Origin of the sequence: Pseudomonas sp. MS15a(2019) (assembly GCF_013277805.1) — a bacterium.
Lineage (GTDB): Bacteria > Pseudomonadota > Gammaproteobacteria > Pseudomonadales > Pseudomonadaceae > Chryseomonas > Chryseomonas benzopyrenica.
Genome location: NZ_VBTN01000001.1, coordinates 144,694 through 162,330, shown reverse-complemented (window position 1 = coordinate 162,330; position 17,637 = coordinate 144,694). Strand labels below are relative to the sequence as shown.

Here is a 17,637-nt window from a genome sequence, read left to right as displayed (position 1 = left end):
CGCCCGGTTCAGGCCTAGCCATTTCCTTCCGCGAACATCAGCCAGTGAATGCACGATTATGCGCGGTCTTGCTTAATCATGCCTGTTCGGCTAACACTGATATGAGGTGTGACAACCCTTTACCGTCGCCTTATTTCGGAGCACTCCCATGCAACACGTGCAACTCGCCACCCAACAACGCTCGGGAGCGACCGAGCAATGGGCGACCCGCGCCGGCTTTCTGATTGCAGGTTCGGCTATGGCCGCCTGGGCACCACTGGTGCCCGTTGCCAAGGCGAGGATCGGCGCCGATGATTCGACGCTTGGCCTTCTTCTGCTTTGCCTGGGCCTGGGATCCATCGTCGCGATGCCCATCGTCGGCATCCTCGCCAGCCGCTTCGGATGTCGCGCGGTGATCGCGACCAGCTCGGTGGCACTGGCCCTCGTGCTGCCTCTGCTGGCCGTCGCCGATTCGATTTTTGGTATGGCCATCGCCTTGGCTTTGTTCGGGGCAAGCGTTGGCGCTCTGGACGTCGCCATCAACATTCAGGCGGTGATGGTCGAGAAGGACAGCGGTCGCAACATGATGTCCGGCTTCCACGGCTTGTTCAGTGTCGGCGGCATTGTCGGCGCCGGCGGCATGAGCGTTCTACTGGGAGCAGGAATGCAACCTCTGGTGGCGACCCTGGCGTTCAGCGCGCTGCTGATCGCTCTACTCGCCACTTCCTTCAGGGGCCTGCTGCCCTACGGTAATCATGACGCGGAGCATACCCCGCTGTTTACACTGCCCCGCGGGATCGTTGCCTTCATCGGCTTGCTGTGTTTTCTGATTTTTCTCGGTGAAGGCGCGATCCTGGACTGGAGCGCCTTGTTCCTGATCGATGCCCATGACGTCGCCCCGGCACAGGCCGGCTTTGGTTACACGGTATTCGCGCTGGCCATGACCCTTGGTCGTCTGACCGGGGATTGGATCGTGAAGACGCTGGGCGGCCTGAAAGTGGTCGTAGGCGGCGGCCTACTCGCCGCGGCAGGCTTTCTGATGGCGGTGCTGGCACCCAGCCAGCCATTTGCCTTCGCCGGCTTTCTGCTCGTTGGCCTCGGGGCCTCCAACATCGTCCCGGTGCTCTTCAGTGCCGCAGGACGGCAGACCCGGATGCCTCCAAGCCACGCGATTGCCGCGATCACTACCATCGGCTACGCCGGCATTCTCATCGGTCCGGCAGCGATCGGTTTCGTGGCCCAGCATTGGAGTTTGAGTGCAGCGCTGGTGCTGGTGGGGGGCGGGATGGCGTTTGTTGCGCTCACCTGGCCGATGACAGCAAGACAGCAAAATATCTAGCGCTTCACCTTCGCCAGAGTCTGGCAGCCGCTATCGAGCCCTTGGCAACGGCGGAATGGCATAGTCGCCGGTCACTGCTCCTTCTTCCATGCGGATCGAGCACCAGGCTCTCGGCTCAGGCCCCTTCCCAGAGGAACACACCAGACGCCAGGGGATCATGTCGATCCGACAGGGTTTCGCTATCACCAAGAAGGCCAAGGCGAACAGGTCGTTGAGTATCAGGCCGCCGGGACGGATCAGCAGCCCTGACAGCTGAACGTCTTCCCATCGCATCCCCAAACGAAAAAAGGGCGACCCTTTCGGATCGCCCTTCTTCTTACCCGCCAGCAGTGCGGGTTTTGTTTGGTAGGCACGATTGGATTCGAACCAACGACCCCCACCATGTCAAGGTGGTGCTCTAACCAACTGAGCTACGTGCCTGCTGTGGGTGCGCATTCTACAGCGCGAGACTTTAGCGTCAAGCCCTTTTTTCAGCTAAACGCCTGAAAACGTGAAATTTTTTTGAGGTCTAGGAAAGACGCCGGGCTGGGCGCCGTGGATAGAGCAGGATGGAAAGCCAGAGCGCGAGGGTTTCCACTGTCACCGCCAGCGCCAATCCCAGCCCTATTCCCCAGCCGATGGCTTCGGGGGTAAGGACCACCTGATAGCGATATTGCCGCAGGGTCTCGTCACGCAGCTCCCCGTTGGGCCGTACCAGGATGTGCCAGGCCCGCTGGTACCAGGGGCCTTGCAAGGCCTGCCATTCTTCGTTGAACAGCGCGTTACGGCGCATCAGTACGCCAAGGCTGTCGGCGTCGCTGCGAAAGACCGGATCCTCGCTGGCCCGGTAATGCGCCAGCAGGCCGTCGAGGCTGCCCTCGAAATATTGCTGCGCGGTCCGCCTGAAACCGCTCAGGGCCTGATCGGACTCCAGGCGATGGGCATCCACGCGCTGCTCGTAGTCGAGCATGAAACCGGGGATCTGCACCCCTACCAGCAAGGCCAGGGTAAACAACAGCAGACGAATATAGCTGCGCAGCATCGTGAAGTAGGTTCCTGTCTAGACGCGACCCTGGGTGACGATCTCGCCATCCCACCAGAGATGCCATTCCCCCGGCTGATGCAGGGTCCAGACCTCGTCGCAGGTCAGCGGCTCGGTGGCGATGATGGTGACGACATCATTGGGCGTGGTCTCGGCCTTGAAGTCGATGCGTACTTCCGCATCACGCAACTGGGCCGGACCGAAGGGGGCACGGCGGGTGATATGGGCCAGCTTGGTGGTGCAGAAGCTGAACAGCCAGTCGCCATCGCTGAGCAGGCAGTTGAAGACGCCCTTCTTGCGAAAACCATCGCAGGCGTTCACCAGCTGCGGCAGCAGCATCTCCACCGGGACGGGTTCGGGAAAGCGCTCGCGAACCTGATCCAGCAGACTGCAAAAGGCCGTCTCGCTGTCGGTAGTGCCTACCGGTCGGTAGAAACGCGGCTCGGGATGAAAATCCTGCAGCTGGCCATTGTGGGCAAAGCTCCAATAGCGCCCGCCCAGCTCGCGCACGAAGGGATGGGTGTTGGCCAGATTGACCGCCCCGACATTGGCATGGCGGATATGGCCGATCACCGTGTGGCTCTTGATCGGATAGCCCTGGACCAGCTTGGCCACCTCGGAATCGGCGCCCGGCAAGGCATCCTTGAACAGGTGCAAGCCCCTACCCTCGTAGAAGGCCACGCCCCAGCCGTCTCGATGCGGACCGGTGCGACCGCCTCGCTGCATGAGGCCCTGGAGACTGAAGACCAGATCCGTGGGCACGTTGGCACTCATGCCCAGCAATTCGCACATGTCCGTCCCTCCGGGGTGGCTGCCTGGTTCAACGGCGGCTGCAGCCGCTGCCCTTCGCGGTCATGCTGAAGGGGTCACGGCCCAGGCGCAAGCCTGGATTACAGACGGGGTTCGACGCGCTCGCTGCGGCCACGGGGTTCACGGCGCTCCGCAGGTGCTGCCGGGCTGCGCAGTGCCGTCGGCGATTCCGGCTGCGGATCATCCGCCGGGCTTTCCGCGGCGACCGGCGCAGGACGCGGATGGGAGCGGCGGTACAACCAGCGACAAAGGACGAAGATCAGGTAGAGCACCACGCCGATGGTGCCGGCCGCCGCCAGATTGGCCACGGCCGACCAGGCACTGTTGCCGACCTTGAACACCAGGTCCAGCACCGTCACGGCGATGGCCGGAGCATAGAGGCCATGCTCGGCATCCACCAGGGACGGGGTCACCAGCAGCACGGCCACCACCAGGCGGATAGGTTCGCGCAACCAGCGCCAGAGCCAACCGGTGGCCTTGAAAGACACCACCAACAGCAGCAGCGCGGCGACGGCGTAGACGGCCCAGGCGATCAGGTACTCTTGCTCGGTCATTGCGATCCATGGCGATAGCGGAAAGGAGAAGCCTATGATAGCGGTTTTGCCCCGCCCGCGTGTCTTTGCGCGGCGCCCAAGGAGCCCGCATGACCCAAGCCCCCACCGCCCGCCGCGCCCCTGGCGACGATCCCTACGTCTGGCTGGAAAGCCGTGACGCTCCCGAGGTACTGGCGCACCTGGAAGCCGAGAATGCCTACCTGGAAGCCCAGCTGGCACCTGAGGCCGCCCTACGCGAGCAGCTGTTCGAGGAGATCCGGGCGCGCATTCGCGAGACGGACCTGTCGCTGCCCGTCCCCCGCGGCGACTACCTCTACTATCAGCGCACCCAGGCCGGTGACGAATACGGCCGCAACTATCGCTGCCGCCGTCCAGCCGACGGCGACCTCACGCCCGATCCGGCGACCGAAGAATTGCTGTTCGACGGCAACGCCATCGCCGACGGCGGCTTTCTCTCCGTCGGCCGCTTCACCATCAGCCCGGACCAGACCCGGCTCGCCTACAGCCTCGACCAGGTCGGTGACGAGACCTACCGGCTCTATGTGAAGGAACTGGCCACCGGCATAGTGACCGAACTGCCCTTCGAGGAGTGCGACGGCAGCCTGACCTGGGCCAATGACAGCCGCACCCTGTTCTTTGGCGAGCGCGACGAATCCCATCGTCCGCACAAGCTCTATCGCTACCACCTGGGCGATGCCGAGCCGCAACTGGTCTTCCACGAGACCGACGGGCGCTTCTTTCTCGGCTGCTATCGTTCGAGCTCCGAACGCAAGCTGCTGCTTTTGTCGCACAGCAAGACCACCAGCGAAGCCTGGGTGCTGGACGCGGATCGGCCGGACGAGGCCTTCGTCTGCCTGGCGCCCCGCGAAGAAGGTCATGAGTATTTCCCCGATCATGGCGTCGATGGCTGGTACATCCGCAGCAACCAGGACGGCATCAACTTCGCGCTCTACCAGGCCGCCGAGGAAAGTCCCACGCGCTCGCACTGGCAGCTGCTGGTACCTCACGATCCCGCGGTGATGCTGGAGGACGCCAGCCTCGGCGCCCAGGCGCTGGTCTTGAGCCTGCGCACCGCCGGGTTGCCGATCCTGGAGGTTCGCCCCTATGGTCAGGCCTCCTACCGGGTCGACCTGCCGGACGAGGTCTACAGCCTCGATGCCATGGACGTACTGGAATTCGACAGTCCCGTCATGCGCCTGCGCTACGAGGCGCTCAATCGCCCCGCCGAGATCCGCGAACTGGACCTGGTAAGCGGTACCCAGCGAGTGCTCAAGCAGGTGCCGGTGGAAGGCCCCTTCGACGCCGACGCCTACGAGAGCCGCCGCCTGTGGGCCACCGCCACGGACGGCACGCGCATTCCCATCAGCCTGGTCGGTCGGCGCGATCTGCCGCAGAGCGCCCCGCTCTACCTCTATGGCTATGGTGCCTACGGCCACAGCCTGGACCCCTGGTTCTCCCATGCGCGCCTGAGCCTGCTGGATCGTGGCGTGCGCTTCGCCATCGCCCATGTGCGCGGCGGCGGCGAACTAGGGGAAGCCTGGTATCGCAGCGGCAAGCTGGAACACAAGCAGAACACCTTCGATGACTTCATCGCCTGCACCGAGCATCTGCTGGAACAGGGCCTGACGACGCCGCAACAGGTGGTCATCAGCGGCGGCAGTGCCGGCGGTCTGCTGATCGGCGCCGTGCTCAACCAGCGGCCCGAGCTCTATGCCGCGGCCATTGCCGAGGTGCCCTTCGTCGACGCGCTCAACACCATGCTCAAGCCGGACCTGCCTTTGACCGTGACCGAGTACGACGAGTGGGGCGATCCGAACGAGCCCGAGGTGCGCGCGCGCATCGCCAGCTACGCGCCCTACGAAAACGTCAAGGCCCAGGCCTATCCGGCCATCCTGGCGGTGGCGGGCTATCACGACACCCGGGTGCAGTATTGGGAAGCCGCCAAGTGGGTGGCGCGGCTGCGCGAGCGGCGGACCGATCAGGCGCCCCTGCTCCTGCTCAAGACCGAATTCGGTGCCGGACACGGCGGCATGAGCGGGCGTTACCAGGCGTTGCGCGACGTGGCCCTGGAATACGCCTTCGTCTTCCGGGTACTGGGCCTGACCGGCTAGGGAACGGCGGGGGCTCTGGGCAGGTCTTTTCCACAGCTAAAGGAGAATCTGCCATGCACCTAGATGCCCCCACTCCCCCTCTCGCTCCCCCGCCTCGCAAAGCCGCTGCCATCCAGGGCGTGGAACGCCTGGCCTCCGTGGCCGGCGGTGGCTTGCTGCTCAGCCGCGGCCTGGCGCGTGGCGGTCTGCTCGGCCTGCTGACCGGCGCCACCGGCGCCTGGCTGCTGAATCGCGGCCTGCGCGGCCATTGCTCGATCAAGCGCACCCTGACCAAGGTGCGTTTCGAGCGCGACGTCCGCCGTTCGCTGGCCTGGCATTCGGCAGCCTCCCAGACCCGCCGGATCGTCATCGCCCGTCCCCGCGATGAGCTCTATCGCTTCTGGCGCGACTTCTCCAATCTGCCGATCTTCATGCGCCACATCGAACGCGTGGACGTGCTCAACGACCGCTATTCCCACTGGGTGGTCAAGGCGCCCATGGGCCGTTTCGAATGGGATGCCGAAGTCACCGACGACGTGCCGGGCCGCCTGATTGGCTGGCGCTCCTGTGGCTATGCCGGTCTGAACAACCTGGGTTGGGTCAGCTTCGAAGATGTGCCCGGTGGCACCGAGGTGACGGCCGTCATGGCCTACGAACCGCCGGCCGGCCGCCTCGGCCACCTGTTCGCCCGCCTGCTGCGCCGCGACCCTGGCACCCGCATCGCCCAGGACCTGGCCGAGTTGAAGGTGCTGCTGGAACGGGCCCACGCCGTCGGCGATCGCTATGGCGCCGTCGAGCGCACCTCGCACATGGAGTCGCCGCTGGGCTGATCTTCGGCTGTACCGCGGCGTCTCGCTCGGGACGCCGCCACCCTCCTCCCAAGCCATTCAGCCTGTACCGGCTTATCTCGTAACGACCCCAAACCCCGCTTTGCGACACCGCGGTGACAACCGGCGTGCAGCCGCTTGCGACGCCTGGAAAATCAATGTTAGCTTTCGAACAACAGAGCAGTTAATGACAACTCGATAACATTGCAGGCTATCCGGTGTGACCAAGCCACTCTTCTTCCAAGCCCTTGAAGGCGCCTTCGCAGACCTTACGCCCACCGGCAAACGCGTCGCGGGCTACCTGTTGGCCAATCCGGAGAAGCTGCCCTTCGAGACCGCCGACAGCATCGCCCAACGCACCAACACCACCGGCATTTCCGTGGGTCGGCTGCTGCGCTCGCTGGGCTATCGCAATCTCGACGACGTCAAGCAGAGCTTGAGAAACGAAGGCCTGGAAGGCTGGCGCATCACCGATCGCTTCAGTGCCTTTCGCCAGCAGAGCGGACGCAGCGACGCCCTGGACCGCTCTCTGGCCGCCGAGCTCGCCGCCATCGAGGACGTCTACCAGCTGGCCCGCGGTCCGGTGTTCGAACAGGTGGTCCAGCAGCTGACCGGTGCGGACGCCGTGTTCATCGCCGGTATCCAGACCACCCGCGGCGTCCTGGGTAGCTTTCACAGCCTGCTGGAATACATCCGCCCCAAGGCCTTCTACGTCGACGGTCTGTCGGGCACCTACGCCGACATCTTCAACAGCGGCTTCGCCCAGCCCTACCTGGTGGTGGCCGACTTTCGCGCCTATTCCAGCGTGACCCGCAAGCTCTGCGAAGCCGCACGCGATGCCCAGCTGCCCATGGCGCTGATCACCGACTACCACTGCCCCTGGGCACGGGATTACCCCGCCGACCTGCTGCAACTGCGCCTGGAAGTCGACCAGTTTTGGGACTCCCTGGCCCCGCTGGCCTGCCTGCTCAACCTGCTGGTGTCAGCGGTGGCGGATCGCTCGGGCGATGCCTTGGAACAGCGTCTGGCCAGCAACCGCGCCCTGCAGCAGCGCTTCGGGCAATTCGAATGAGCGCCGGCACCCCTCTTTACTCCAAGGAAGCATCCCGTACCGTGAACCATCCGGAACTCGTCGAGATCGACGCCCACCACTATGGTGTGGACATCCACCTGGTCTATGCGACCGCCGACAACCTGGCCGGCAAGGTGCTCTACCAGGACGCCCACTGCCTGCTGCACCGGGATGCCGCCGCCCGCCTGCAACGCGCCAGCGCGCTGGCGCAACAGGCCGGTCTGCGCCTGCAGGTGCTGGATGCCTACCGCCCGCCCTATGCCCAGCAACTGCTGTGGCGGGTGCTGCCCGACGCCCAGTACGTGAGCGATCCAGCGCAGGGTTCGCACCACAGCCGCGGCGTGGCCGTGGACGTGACCCTGCTCGACGAGGCCGGTGAACCGCTGGATATGGGTACCGGCTTCGACGACATGCGCGAGCTGTCGCACCTGTTCAATCCGGCGCTGCCCGCTGCCGCCCAGCGCAACCGCCTGCTGTTGCTGGGCATCATGCAGAGCGCCGGCTTCACCTTCATCCCCAGCGAGTGGTGGCACTTCGAACTGCCCGACGCCCGTCGTTATGCGCTGATCGACTACCACCATCTCAGCCAGGAGGAGCTCGCCGCCCTGCTGAACTGATCCTGCCGGCGACCGGGTCATTCGAATCCGGCGCCGCGAGCCCATCGCTCGACCGCCTTGCCCACTGCCGAAACACCCATAAACCCAAACAATCCGAGGTACCGGCATGTTCTCGTCTTCGCGCACCTGCGTTTCATCGGCGTCCCGCGTGCTCGCCCTGGTTTCCCTGCTGGGCCTCGGCGCCTGGCAACCAGCCAGCGCCGCCACCGCGACCGACACCCTGGTCATCGGTAAGCCTGCAGATCTGCAGACCGTCGATCCGGGCGTGACCTTCGATAACAACGACTGGACCGTGACCTATCCGGCCTACCAGCGCCTGATGCGCTACAAGGTGGAAGACGGCAAGGGCAGCACCGACGTCGAGGGCGACCTGGCCAGCGGCTGGACCGTCTCCCCCGACAACCTGGTGTGGACCTTCACCCTGAAGCCCGGCAACAAATTCGACGATGGCAGCGAGGTCACCGCCGAGGCGGTCAAGTTCTCGGTCGAGCGCCTGATGAAGCTCAAGCAGGGCCCGTCCAGCATCTTCCCGGCGGACATGGCGGTGACCGTGGTGGATCCGCAGACGATCAGATTCACCCTGCAGAAGCCCTTCGCGCCCTTCCTCTTCGCCCTGGCCCACGACGGCGCCAGCGTGATCAACCCCAAGGTGGCCAGCACCCACGGCAAGGACGTGGACGCCTGGCTGGCCGGCCATACCGCCGGCTCCGGCGCCTATCGCCTGGCCGCCTGGCAGAAGGGCCAGTCGCTGACCCTGGAGCCCAACCCGCACTACGCCGGCAAGGCGCCCACGCTCAAACAGGTGGTGATCCGCATCATCGCCGAGCCTTCGGTACGGCGCCTGCAACTGGAACAGGGCGATCTGGACATCATCGAGGACCTGCCCGAAGACCAGGTCAAGGCGCTGGCGCAGAAGTCCGGCTTCGTCACCACCGCCTACCCCTCGCTGCGGGTGACCTACCTCTACCTCAACAACAGGCGCGCACCCCTGAACGACGTCAACGCGCGCAAGGCCGTGGTCGACTCCCTCGACTACCAGGGCATCGTCGAAGGCATCGCCATGGGCAAGGCCAAGCTCATGAACGGCCCGATCCCGGACGGCATGTGGGGTCATGATCCAAGCCTGCCAATGCCCAAGCAGGACCTGGAAGCCGCCCAGGCCGCCCTGGGCAAGGCGCCCAAGGTGCGGGAGCTGCAATTCCTCTACTCGGACAAGGATCCGGCCTGGGAGCCCATCGGCCTGACCCTGCAGGCGGGCCTGGGCACCCTTGGCGTCAACCTGAAGATGGAGAAGCTGGCCAACGCCACCTTCCGCGAACGCCTGGGCAAGGGCGACTTCGACGTCGCCATCGGCAACTGGAGTCCGGACTTCGCCGACCCCTACATGTTCATGAACTTCTGGTTCGACAGCACCAATGCGGGACTAGCGGGCAACCGCGCCTTCTACAGCAATCCCAAGGTGGATCAGCTGCTACGCGACGCCGCCAGCGTCAGTGACGTGGCTCAGCGCAAGGCGCTGTACCAGGAGGCCCAGAAGATCGTGGTGGGCGACGCCGCCTACGCCTACCTCTACCAGAAGGCCTACACGGTGCCGATGCGCGCCGCGGTCAAGGGGTACGTGTTCAACCCCATGCTCGAGCAGGTCTTCAATTTCGCTGCGATGTCCAAGTAAGGGCGACGGGTGCCGGCGCGCTCCGGCACCCGCCTCGCGAGGTATGCCATGGCCTTCTTCCATCTGCTGCGCAAGCAGCTGACCGATATCCTCATCGTGGTGATCGGGGTATCCCTGATCACCTTCGTCATCTCCCACCTGATCCCGGGCGATCCGGCGCGGCTGATCGCCGGCGAGCGTGCCAGCGATGAAATCGTCGCCGGCATCCGTCAGCAGCTGGGTCTGGACCTGCCGCTCTACCAGCAATACTTCCGCTACATGGGGGACCTGCTGCAGGGCGATCTGGGCCAGTCGATCCGCACCCATCGCCCGGTGTTGGAAGACCTCCAGCTGTTCTTTCCGGCCACCCTGGAGCTGGCCCTGGCGGCGCTGCTGCTGTCGATCCTCATTGGCGTACCCCTGGGCGTGCTCTCGGCGGTCTACAACAACCGCTGGATCGATCACATCAGCCGTACCCTGGCGGTGGCCGGCATCTCCACCCCGGCCTTCTGGCTGGGCCTGGGGCTGATCGTGCTGTTCTACGGGCATCTCGGCTGGCTGCCGGGCGGCGGGCGGCTGGACCAGGGGCTGACGCCACCGCCGACGGTGACCGGCTTCTATCTGATCGATACCCTGCTGGCGGGCGATCTCACCGGCTTCGTCAGTGCGGCCAGACACCTGTTGCTGCCGGCGGTGACCCTAGCCTTCGTCAATCTCGGCGTCATCACCCGGCAGATCCGCGGCGCCATGCTCGAACAGCTGGGCGAGGACTATATCCGCACCGCCCGCGCCTATGGCCTGTCGCAGACCACCGTGGTGCTGCGCCACGCGCTGCCCAATGCGCTGATTCCCTCCATCACGGTAATCGGCCTGGCCCTGGGCGACCTGCTCTATGGGGCGGTGCTCACCGAGACCGTGTTCGCCTGGCCGGGCATGGGCGCCTATGTGGTCAAGTCGATCCAGGCGCTGGATTTCCCGGCGGTCATGGGCTTCGCCATCGTGGTGTCCTTCATCTACGTCCTGCTCAACCGCTTCATCGACCTGCTCTACCGGCTGGTCGATCCCCGCATCGGCAAGGTGAACTAGCATGACGACCCTGACCGCTACGCGCCCCCGCTGGCGCGAGCAGACCGCCTGGCTGGCCTGGCGGATCTGCCGCAATCCGCTAATGCTCACGGGGCTGGTGATCACCCTGCTGGTGCTGCTGTGCATGGTCGCCGCGCCCTGGCTGGCCCCCTATCAGCCCAACGCGCTGAAACTCACCGCCCGCCTGCAGGCACCCAGCGCCCTGCACTGGTTCGGCACCGACGAGGTGGGTCGCGACCTGCTCAGCCGGGTGATCTACGGCAGCCGCCAATCGGTGGGCGTCGGCCTGTTCGTGGCCTTTGCCGCCTGCGCCAGCGGCGGCCTGCTCGGCTGCCTGTCGGGCATCGTCGGCGGCGCCTTCGACCGGCTGATGATGCGCCTGATGGACATCATCCTCTCGGTGCCTTCGCTGGTGCTGATCATGGCCCTGGCCGCCGCCCTCGGGCCGAGTCTGTTCAACGCCATGCTGGCCATCACCTTGGTGCGCATCCCCTTCTATGTGCGCCTGGCGCGCGGCCAGACCCTGAGCATCCGCCAACTGGCCTACGTCCAGGCAGCACGCACCTTCGGCGCCGGCAAATGGCACCTGGTGCACTGGCACGTGGCCCGCAACGCCATGCCGCCGCTGCTGGTGCAATTCAGCCTGGACATCGGCAACGCCATTCTCATGGCCTCGGCGCTGGGCTTCATCGGCCTGGGCGCCCAGCCGCCCACCGCGGAATGGGGCGTAATGGTCGCCAGCGGCCGCAATTTCATCCTCGACCAGTGGTGGTACTCGACCTTCCCGGGCCTGGCGATCCTGGTCACCGCCATCGGTTTCAACCTGCTGGGCGATGGCATCCGCGATCTGCTCGATCCTCGCCAAAAGGGCAAATGACATGGGCCAGTCCGTTCTGCACATCGACCAGCTGAATCTGGAATTCCCCGGCTTTCGCAGCAGCGCCAAGGCGCTCAACGGCGTCAGCCTGAGTGTGGCCCCCGGCGAGATCGTCGGCGTGGTGGGCGAATCAGGCTCGGGCAAATCGGTCACCGCCATGCTCACCCTCGGCCTGTTGCCCCCCGGCAGCTACCGGGTCACCGGCGGCAGCGTTAACCTGGTGGGCCACGATATGCTCGCCTTGAGCGAGCGCCAGCTGATGGAAGTACGCGGCCGCGAGGCGGCGATGATCTTCCAGGAGCCGATGACGGCGCTCAATCCGACGCGGCGCATCGGTCGCCAGCTGCTGGACGTGATTCGCCGCCATACCGCGCTGGATGCCGCCCAGGCCCGCGCCAAGGCAATCGAGTTGCTCAAGGACATGCATATCGCCGATCCCGAGCAGATCCTCGAACGCTATCCCTTCGAGCTGTCCGGCGGCATGCGCCAACGCATCATGATCGCCCTGGCCTTCTCCTGCGATCCGCAGCTATTGATCGCCGATGAGCCGACCACCGCGCTGGACGTCACGGTGCAGCGCCAGGTGCTGCTCCTGCTGCGCGAAAAGGCACGGGCCCGGGGTACCGCCATCCTGCTGATCACCCATGACATGGCCCTGGTCGCGCAATTCTGCGATCGCGTCTATGTGATGTACGCCGGCGGCATGGTCGAACAGGGGGCTACCGCGGCGGTCATGCAGGCACCCCGGCATCCCTATACCCAGGGCCTGCTGGCCTGCCTGCCGGAAAAGGCGGTGCCCGGCAGCGACCTGGCCAGCATCCCCGGACAGGTGCCCAACCTGGCCCAGCTACCTGGCGGCTGCAGCTTCAAGGACCGTTGCAGTCGCCGCCATGAGCGCTGCGAGACGCGCCCCGCACTGCTGCCGACGGACACCCCCGATCACCTGAGCGCCTGCTGGCTGCAGGCGGAGGACGCCCCGGCATGAACACCTTTTCCCCGCCCGCCGTACCACTGCTGGAGCTCAGCGGCATCGAGGTACGTTATCCGGTGGGCCGCGACTGGCTCGGGCGTACTAAGGGCCAGGCCCATGCCCTCAACGGCATCGACCTGCGACTATTTTCCGGCGAGACCCTGGGCGTGCTCGGCGAATCCGGCTGCGGCAAGAGCACCCTGGCCCAGGTCCTGATGGGGCTGGTGGAGCCGGTGAGCGGCTCCCTTCAAGGCTCGGCCCGTGGCGAGCGCAACATCCAGATCGTCTTCCAGGACCCGCAGTCCTCGCTGGATCCGCGCCTGCCGGTGTGGAAGCTGATCACCGAGCCGCTGGTGGTGCGGGGTCGCAGCTCCTCTGTCGAATTGCGCGCCCTGGCCGAGCGCCTGGCGGCGCAGGTCGGTATCCGTCCCGAATACCTGGATCGCTACCCGCACCAGTTCTCCGGCGGCCAGCGCCAGCGCATTGCCATCGCCCGGGCGCTGTCGTCGGATCCGGACGTCATCATTCTCGACGAGCCCACCTCGGCCCTGGACATCTCGGTGCAGGCGCAGATCCTCAACCTGCTGGCCCAGCTGCAACGCGATCGCGGCCTGACCTTCGTACTGATCTCCCACAACGTCTCGGTGGTGCGCCACCTGGCCGACCGGGTGGCGGTGATGTACCTGGGGCAGATCGTCGAGCTGGGGGCGGCGGCAGAGGTGCTGGAGCAGCCCAGCCACCCCTATACCCGACTATTGCTGGAGGCGGTGCCGCGGCTGGATCAGCCGCTCACGGGCAATGCCGCGGCGCAGCGCACCGAGTTGCCGGGCAACCGGGTGCTGCCGACGGGCTGTTTCTTTCGGGATCGCTGTCCGCAGGCGGGCGCCGGTTGCGAGCGACCTCAGGCACTGCTGCCAGGCACGTTGGCGGAGGTACGCTGCCATCGCGCGGCGGACCTGGCCGTACCGCTGCGGGTCAGCCCCGCGGCGGTCTGAAGCCGTTATCAGCCCGCGCGGAAGATCAGATAGTCTTCCCAGTCGTCTTCGGCGACCTGGGTCTCGCTGAGCATGCGGCCGGACTGGGAGATGCCGGCCTTGTGCACCGCCTCGCGGTCGTCGCAGATCAGCGGGTGCCACTCCGGCAGATCCTTGCCCTCGGCCACCAGGCGATAGCCGCAAGTAGGCGGCAGCCAAGCGAACTGGTCGGCCTGGGCCGGGGTGAGCTGGATGCAGTCGGGGACGAAGCGGGTGCGCTCGGCGTAGCGACTGCACTGACAGGTCTTGAGATCCAGCAGCTTGCAGGCGATGCGCGTGTAATAGACGGCGCCGTCGTCCTCGTCTTCGAGCTTCTGCAGGCAGCACAGGCCACAGCCGTCGCACAGTGACTCCCATTCCTGGGCATCGAGCTGATCGAGGGTCTTGCGCTTCCAGAACGGCTGGGTGATGGCGGCCATGGCAGAGATCGTGGCAAGGAAAGGGGGCGCGCAGTCTAGTGCCGCACGCCGCGAGCGCCAAGCACCGTTCGCGCCCTTGTCGACGCCGCCCGACCGGATTACCGTGCCGGACTCCCCTTTCCTCCCGTGGTGAAGCCATGACCAGCAGCAGCCGTACGCCCCAGTATCCCGTAGATCCCCAGTTCGTCCAGCGCTGGTCGCCCCGCGCCTTCGACCCGGTCGCCATCGAGGAAGAGACCCTGCTCGGTTTCATCGAGGCCGCGCGCTGGGCGCCGTCAGCCTTCAATGCCCAGCCCTGGCGCTTCCTCTATGCACGTCGCGACGACGCCCATTGGGAGCTGTTCCTGTCGCTGATCAGTGAATTCAACCGCGGCTGGGCGCAGCACGCCTCGGCGCTGGTGATCATCCTGTCGAAGACCACCCTGCTGCGCGCCAGCAGTGGCGAGGAAGTCCCCTTCCCCAGCCACAGCTTCGATGCCGGTGCGGCCTGGGCCTACCTGGCACTGCAGGCGACCAATGCGGGCTGGCACGCCCACGGCATGGCCGGGATCGACCGCGAAGGCATCCAGCGCGAACTCAAGGTGCCGGCGGCGTTCAAGGTCGAGCTGGCGGTCGCCATCGGCAAGCTGGGCGACAAGGCCAGCCTGCCGGAGTCCCTGCAGGGGCGCGAGTTGCCCAGTCCGCGCCTGACCGTCGAGGAGCTGGCGGTGGCCGGCCCCTATACCTTCGACTGAGCGGCCAACTCGACGGCGCCACGCAGGGGCTGCCCCTGTTGCAGGCGCTGGAGATTGTCGAGAAACAACCGGACCGCCGCCGCCGGCGGCGTGGGCCCGGCGACATGGGCGGTGAGGTGCAGGTTGGGCGTCCGCCAGAAAGGGTGCTCGGCCGGCAACGGCTCCTGACGGAACACGTCGAGCACCGCCCCGGCCAGCTGCCCGCTCTCCAACGCGGCGATCAGCTCGGCGTCCACCACGCTGGTGCCGCGTCCGGCATTGATGAACAAGGCACCTGCAGGCAAGGCGGCGAAGAAATCCGCATCGTAGAGATCCCGGGTGCTGCCGCTGTCCGGCAACAGATTGACCACGAAGTCCGCATCCCGCGCCACCTGGCGCAGTTCCGCGAGCGGCACCACCCGGGCAAAGCCAGGCAAGGTTCGTGCACTGCGGGCGACGCCGGTGAGGATCATGCCGAACGGCGCGAGCAACCGGGCGATGTCCTGGCCGATGTCTCCCGCCCCGACCAACAGCAGACGCCGCCCGGATAGGGTGCCCGGCGCCCGGGTGTCCCAGTGCCCCTCGCGTTGGCTGAGCTGACGCGCGGCCACCTGGCGCTCATGCTGCAACAGATAGGTCAGGACGTATTCGCCGATGCTCTGGCCGAACAGCCCTACTGCTCTGCTGAAGCGATAATCGTCTGGCAGGTCCGCCGCCAGCAACGGCGCATAGCCGGCCCAGGTGGATTGCAGCCAGAGCGGCTTGACGCCCTCGCGCAGCAGGGCTGCGGCACGATCCGGCTGGCCAAGCCAGTAGCATGGCCGCTGGGCAAGACGCACGGCCTCGACCGGGTCCGCCGGCACCTGCAGTTCCAGCTCCGGCGCCAATTGTCGCCAGGCCTCGACATAGCCGGCCGCCGCGTCTTCCAGCAGCAGGACGGCGGTCATAGCGGATCGTTGAGACGCAGCAGTTCTTCGGGCAGGTGCTCGATGTAGTCGTCGCGCTCCAGCTCCGGCGGTGGCATCTGCAGGTGATAGCCCTGCTTGGCGATGTTCTCGAGGACCTTGGCGACGTCTTCCCGGGCCAGCGTGCGCTGCGGGGTGAGCACGAACTCGAAGGCCAGTGCCGGAGGCCCGAAAGCCGCGAGCAAGCCTTCAGGGACCAGAGTCAGGCCCTTGAGCTTGTCGACATAGAGGTACATTTCCGGCTTTCGCGGGCTTCGGTAGATGGAGCACAGCAGTTTCATGGGGTGTCTTCCAGGGGCGCCGGCGGAGTGCGCTGCGCCTGCAGGTGATCGAGAAGGGCTTGGCCGAAGCGTTCGCGGCGCCAACCGCGCAGGTTCGCCGGCAGTTGGTAGTCGCCATCGGGCCAACCGGTGAGCAGCAAGGCTTCGAGCACCTTCTTGCGCAGCATCAGTTCCGGCGCCATGCCCAGGGCCTCGGCATCGCGTTCGCCAATAGCGCGCAAGGCCTTGAGCAGCGCCGACGCCTCGTGGGGCAAGGGCTCGGCCTGCAGCTCTGGCCATTGGTCAGCCGGGGTGGCCGCACCTTCGGCGATCAGCGCCAGCAGGGTATCGCCGTCCTGGCGCACGGTGCGCGGATGCATGTCGTCGATGCGCGCCAGGGCCTGCTTGTCGGTCGGCTGGAAACGCGCCAGCGGCCACAGCGAGCGTTCGCGCAGGACATGGTTGCGCGGCTGATCGCGCTCGCGGGCACTGACCTCGCGCCAGTGGCAGAGCACCCGCAGCACCGCCAACTGCTGGCGCGACAGGCGCCAGGCCAGCTTGACGTCGCGGTAGGCTTCCCAGGGATCGCTGATGCGCCGCAGATTGGCGACCAGTTCAGCGCCATCTTCCAGTAGCCAGGTGCGCCGCTGATCATCCAGACGCGCGTTCAGGTAGTGGTAGACGTCGACCAGATAGGTCACGTCGGCTGCCGCGTAGCGCTCCTGCAACGGCGTCAGCGGCCGTTGCAGCCAGTCGGAGCGGGTCTCGTCCTTGGGGATGTCGATCTTGAGCACTTCGGCGACCAGCCGCGAATAACCCATGGAATGGGCCAGCCCCAGATAGGCCGCCGCCAGCTGGGTGTCGTACAGCGGCTGCGGCAGGCTGCCGGTCAGGCGCAACAACACTTCCAGGTCTTCGCTGCAGGCGTGCAGCACCTTGACCACCGCCGGGTCCTCCAGCAGCGCGGCGAAAGGCGTCCAGTCACCGATGCACAGGGGATCGACCAGGTAGGCCTTTTCGCCGTCGCCGATCTGGATCAGACCGGCCTTGGGATAGAAGGTGTCGACCCGCATGAATTCGGTGTCGAGGGCGATGAAGGGCAGGGTCTGGCAGCGCTCGCAGAGGGCAGCCAGTGCCGCATCGTCGCGGATCCAGTGAGGGGCAGAAGTCAAGGGCGCACTCCGAACAGATGAGCCGACAGTATAAGCCACCCGGGCCGGTTCTTCGGTGCCGCTTGACGCCCCTGTCACACACCGGGAAACGTGGCATTCAGCGGCTTTCCAGGCGGGTTCGTCGGATGAACGCCTGATGACCGCCCCGAACCAAACGTGACCGAATAGTTTTTTTTGTATT

18 protein-coding genes and 1 tRNA gene are annotated in these 17,637 nt (G+C 65.9%); 11 read left to right on the top strand and 8 right to left on the bottom strand.

The features are described from left to right. Positions 1 to 148: 148 nt before the first annotated feature. Positions 149 to 1,318: an MFS transporter gene (locus tag FEZ61_RS00755; protein ID WP_173146749.1), complete on the top strand. Its 1,170-nt coding sequence runs from the start codon at positions 149 to 151 to the stop codon at positions 1,316 to 1,318. A 343-nt stretch (positions 1,319 to 1,661) separates the two neighbouring features. On the opposite strand, the gene FEZ61_RS00750 is transcribed toward FEZ61_RS00755, so the two are convergent. From FEZ61_RS00750 to FEZ61_RS00735, 4 genes are all read right to left on the bottom strand, one after another. Beyond that, positions 1,662 to 1,738 (bottom strand) — tRNA-Val (locus tag FEZ61_RS00750). An 88-nt stretch (positions 1,739 to 1,826) separates the two neighbouring features. After that, the gene (locus tag FEZ61_RS00745) at positions 1,827 to 2,339 is read right to left on the bottom strand and encodes a DUF2937 family protein (RefSeq protein ID WP_064306609.1); all 513 of its coding nucleotides are present in this window, start codon (positions 2,337 to 2,339) and stop codon (positions 1,827 to 1,829) included. 18 nt (positions 2,340 to 2,357) lie between these two features. Next, positions 2,358 to 3,131: a class II glutamine amidotransferase gene (locus tag FEZ61_RS00740; protein WP_160922889.1), complete on the bottom strand. Its 774-nt coding sequence runs from the start codon at positions 3,129 to 3,131 to the stop codon at positions 2,358 to 2,360. A 98-nt stretch (positions 3,132 to 3,229) separates the two neighbouring features. Then, a complete protein-coding gene (locus FEZ61_RS00735; RefSeq protein WP_173146747.1) occupies positions 3,230 to 3,703 on the bottom strand; it encodes an MFS transporter in 474 nt (157 codons plus the stop codon). Positions 3,704 to 3,792: 89 nt separating this feature from the next. On the opposite strand from FEZ61_RS00735, the gene FEZ61_RS00730 reads away from it, so the two are divergent. From FEZ61_RS00730 to FEZ61_RS00690, 9 genes are all read left to right on the top strand, one after another. Further along, positions 3,793 to 5,814 (top strand): S9 family peptidase, encoded by a 2,022-nt coding sequence (locus tag FEZ61_RS00730; protein ID WP_173146746.1) that lies wholly within the window; start codon positions 3,793 to 3,795, stop codon positions 5,812 to 5,814. 53 nt (positions 5,815 to 5,867) lie between these two features. Further along, entirely contained in the window at positions 5,868 to 6,623 is a 756-nt protein-coding gene (locus FEZ61_RS00725) for an SRPBCC family protein (RefSeq protein ID WP_093249606.1), read from the top strand. 217 nt (positions 6,624 to 6,840) lie between these two features. Further along, complete coding sequence (locus tag FEZ61_RS00720; RefSeq protein ID WP_017638845.1) at positions 6,841 to 7,692, top strand: MurR/RpiR family transcriptional regulator; 852 nt, start codon at positions 6,841 to 6,843, stop codon at positions 7,690 to 7,692. Positions 7,693 to 7,733: 41 nt separating this feature from the next. Next, positions 7,734 to 8,309, top strand: coding sequence for a D-alanyl-D-alanine dipeptidase (gene ddpX, locus FEZ61_RS00715; RefSeq protein WP_017638846.1), 576 nt, complete (start codon positions 7,734 to 7,736; stop codon positions 8,307 to 8,309). Between the two features lie 106 nt (positions 8,310 to 8,415). Further along, positions 8,416 to 9,981: an ABC transporter substrate-binding protein gene (locus FEZ61_RS00710; protein ID WP_173146744.1), complete on the top strand. Its 1,566-nt coding sequence runs from the start codon at positions 8,416 to 8,418 to the stop codon at positions 9,979 to 9,981. Between the two features lie 48 nt (positions 9,982 to 10,029). Continuing rightward, positions 10,030 to 11,046: an ABC transporter permease gene (locus tag FEZ61_RS00705; RefSeq protein ID WP_068385385.1), complete on the top strand. Its 1,017-nt coding sequence runs from the start codon at positions 10,030 to 10,032 to the stop codon at positions 11,044 to 11,046. A 1-nt stretch (position 11,047) separates the two neighbouring features. Then, positions 11,048 to 11,923, top strand: coding sequence for a D,D-dipeptide ABC transporter permease (ddpC, locus tag FEZ61_RS00700; protein ID WP_064306616.1), 876 nt, complete (start codon positions 11,048 to 11,050; stop codon positions 11,921 to 11,923). Position 11,924: 1 nt separating this feature from the next. Further along, the gene (locus tag FEZ61_RS00695; protein WP_064306617.1) at positions 11,925 to 12,908 is read left to right on the top strand and encodes an ABC transporter ATP-binding protein; all 984 of its coding nucleotides are present in this window, start codon (positions 11,925 to 11,927) and stop codon (positions 12,906 to 12,908) included. Beyond that, on the top strand, positions 12,905 to 13,888 hold the full coding sequence (locus tag FEZ61_RS00690) for an oligopeptide/dipeptide ABC transporter ATP-binding protein (protein ID WP_064306618.1): 984 nt from the start codon (positions 12,905 to 12,907) through the stop codon (positions 13,886 to 13,888). The genes FEZ61_RS00695 and FEZ61_RS00690 overlap by 4 nt, the downstream gene beginning before the upstream one ends. Before the next feature lie 8 nt (positions 13,889 to 13,896). Here the strand turns inward: FEZ61_RS00690 and FEZ61_RS00685 are convergent, their stop codons facing one another. Further along, on the bottom strand, positions 13,897 to 14,346 hold the full coding sequence (locus FEZ61_RS00685) for a YcgN family cysteine cluster protein (RefSeq protein ID WP_058762427.1): 450 nt from the start codon (positions 14,344 to 14,346) through the stop codon (positions 13,897 to 13,899). Between the two features lie 137 nt (positions 14,347 to 14,483). On the opposite strand from FEZ61_RS00685, the gene FEZ61_RS00680 reads away from it, so the two are divergent. After that, on the top strand, positions 14,484 to 15,080 hold the full coding sequence (locus FEZ61_RS00680; RefSeq protein ID WP_017638852.1) for a nitroreductase family protein: 597 nt from the start codon (positions 14,484 to 14,486) through the stop codon (positions 15,078 to 15,080). Here the strand turns inward: FEZ61_RS00680 and FEZ61_RS00675 are convergent. Genes FEZ61_RS00675 through rnd form a run of 3 tightly spaced genes read right to left on the bottom strand, consistent with a single transcriptional unit; the run spans position 15,065 to position 17,456 of the window. Further along, on the bottom strand, positions 15,065 to 16,006 hold the full coding sequence (locus tag FEZ61_RS00675; RefSeq protein WP_173146742.1) for a D-2-hydroxyacid dehydrogenase: 942 nt from the start codon (positions 16,004 to 16,006) through the stop codon (positions 15,065 to 15,067). The genes FEZ61_RS00680 and FEZ61_RS00675 overlap by 16 nt on opposite strands. Beyond that, positions 16,003 to 16,305, bottom strand: a complete 303-nt coding sequence (locus tag FEZ61_RS00670) for a YcgL domain-containing protein (RefSeq protein WP_017638854.1) — start codon at positions 16,303 to 16,305, stop codon at positions 16,003 to 16,005. Before FEZ61_RS00670 ends, FEZ61_RS00675 begins: the two co-directional genes overlap by 4 nt. Next, the gene (gene rnd, locus FEZ61_RS00665) at positions 16,302 to 17,456 is read right to left on the bottom strand and encodes a ribonuclease D (RefSeq protein WP_173146740.1); all 1,155 of its coding nucleotides are present in this window, start codon (positions 17,454 to 17,456) and stop codon (positions 16,302 to 16,304) included. Before rnd ends, FEZ61_RS00670 begins: the two co-directional genes overlap by 4 nt. Positions 17,457 to 17,637: the final 181 nt, after the last annotated feature.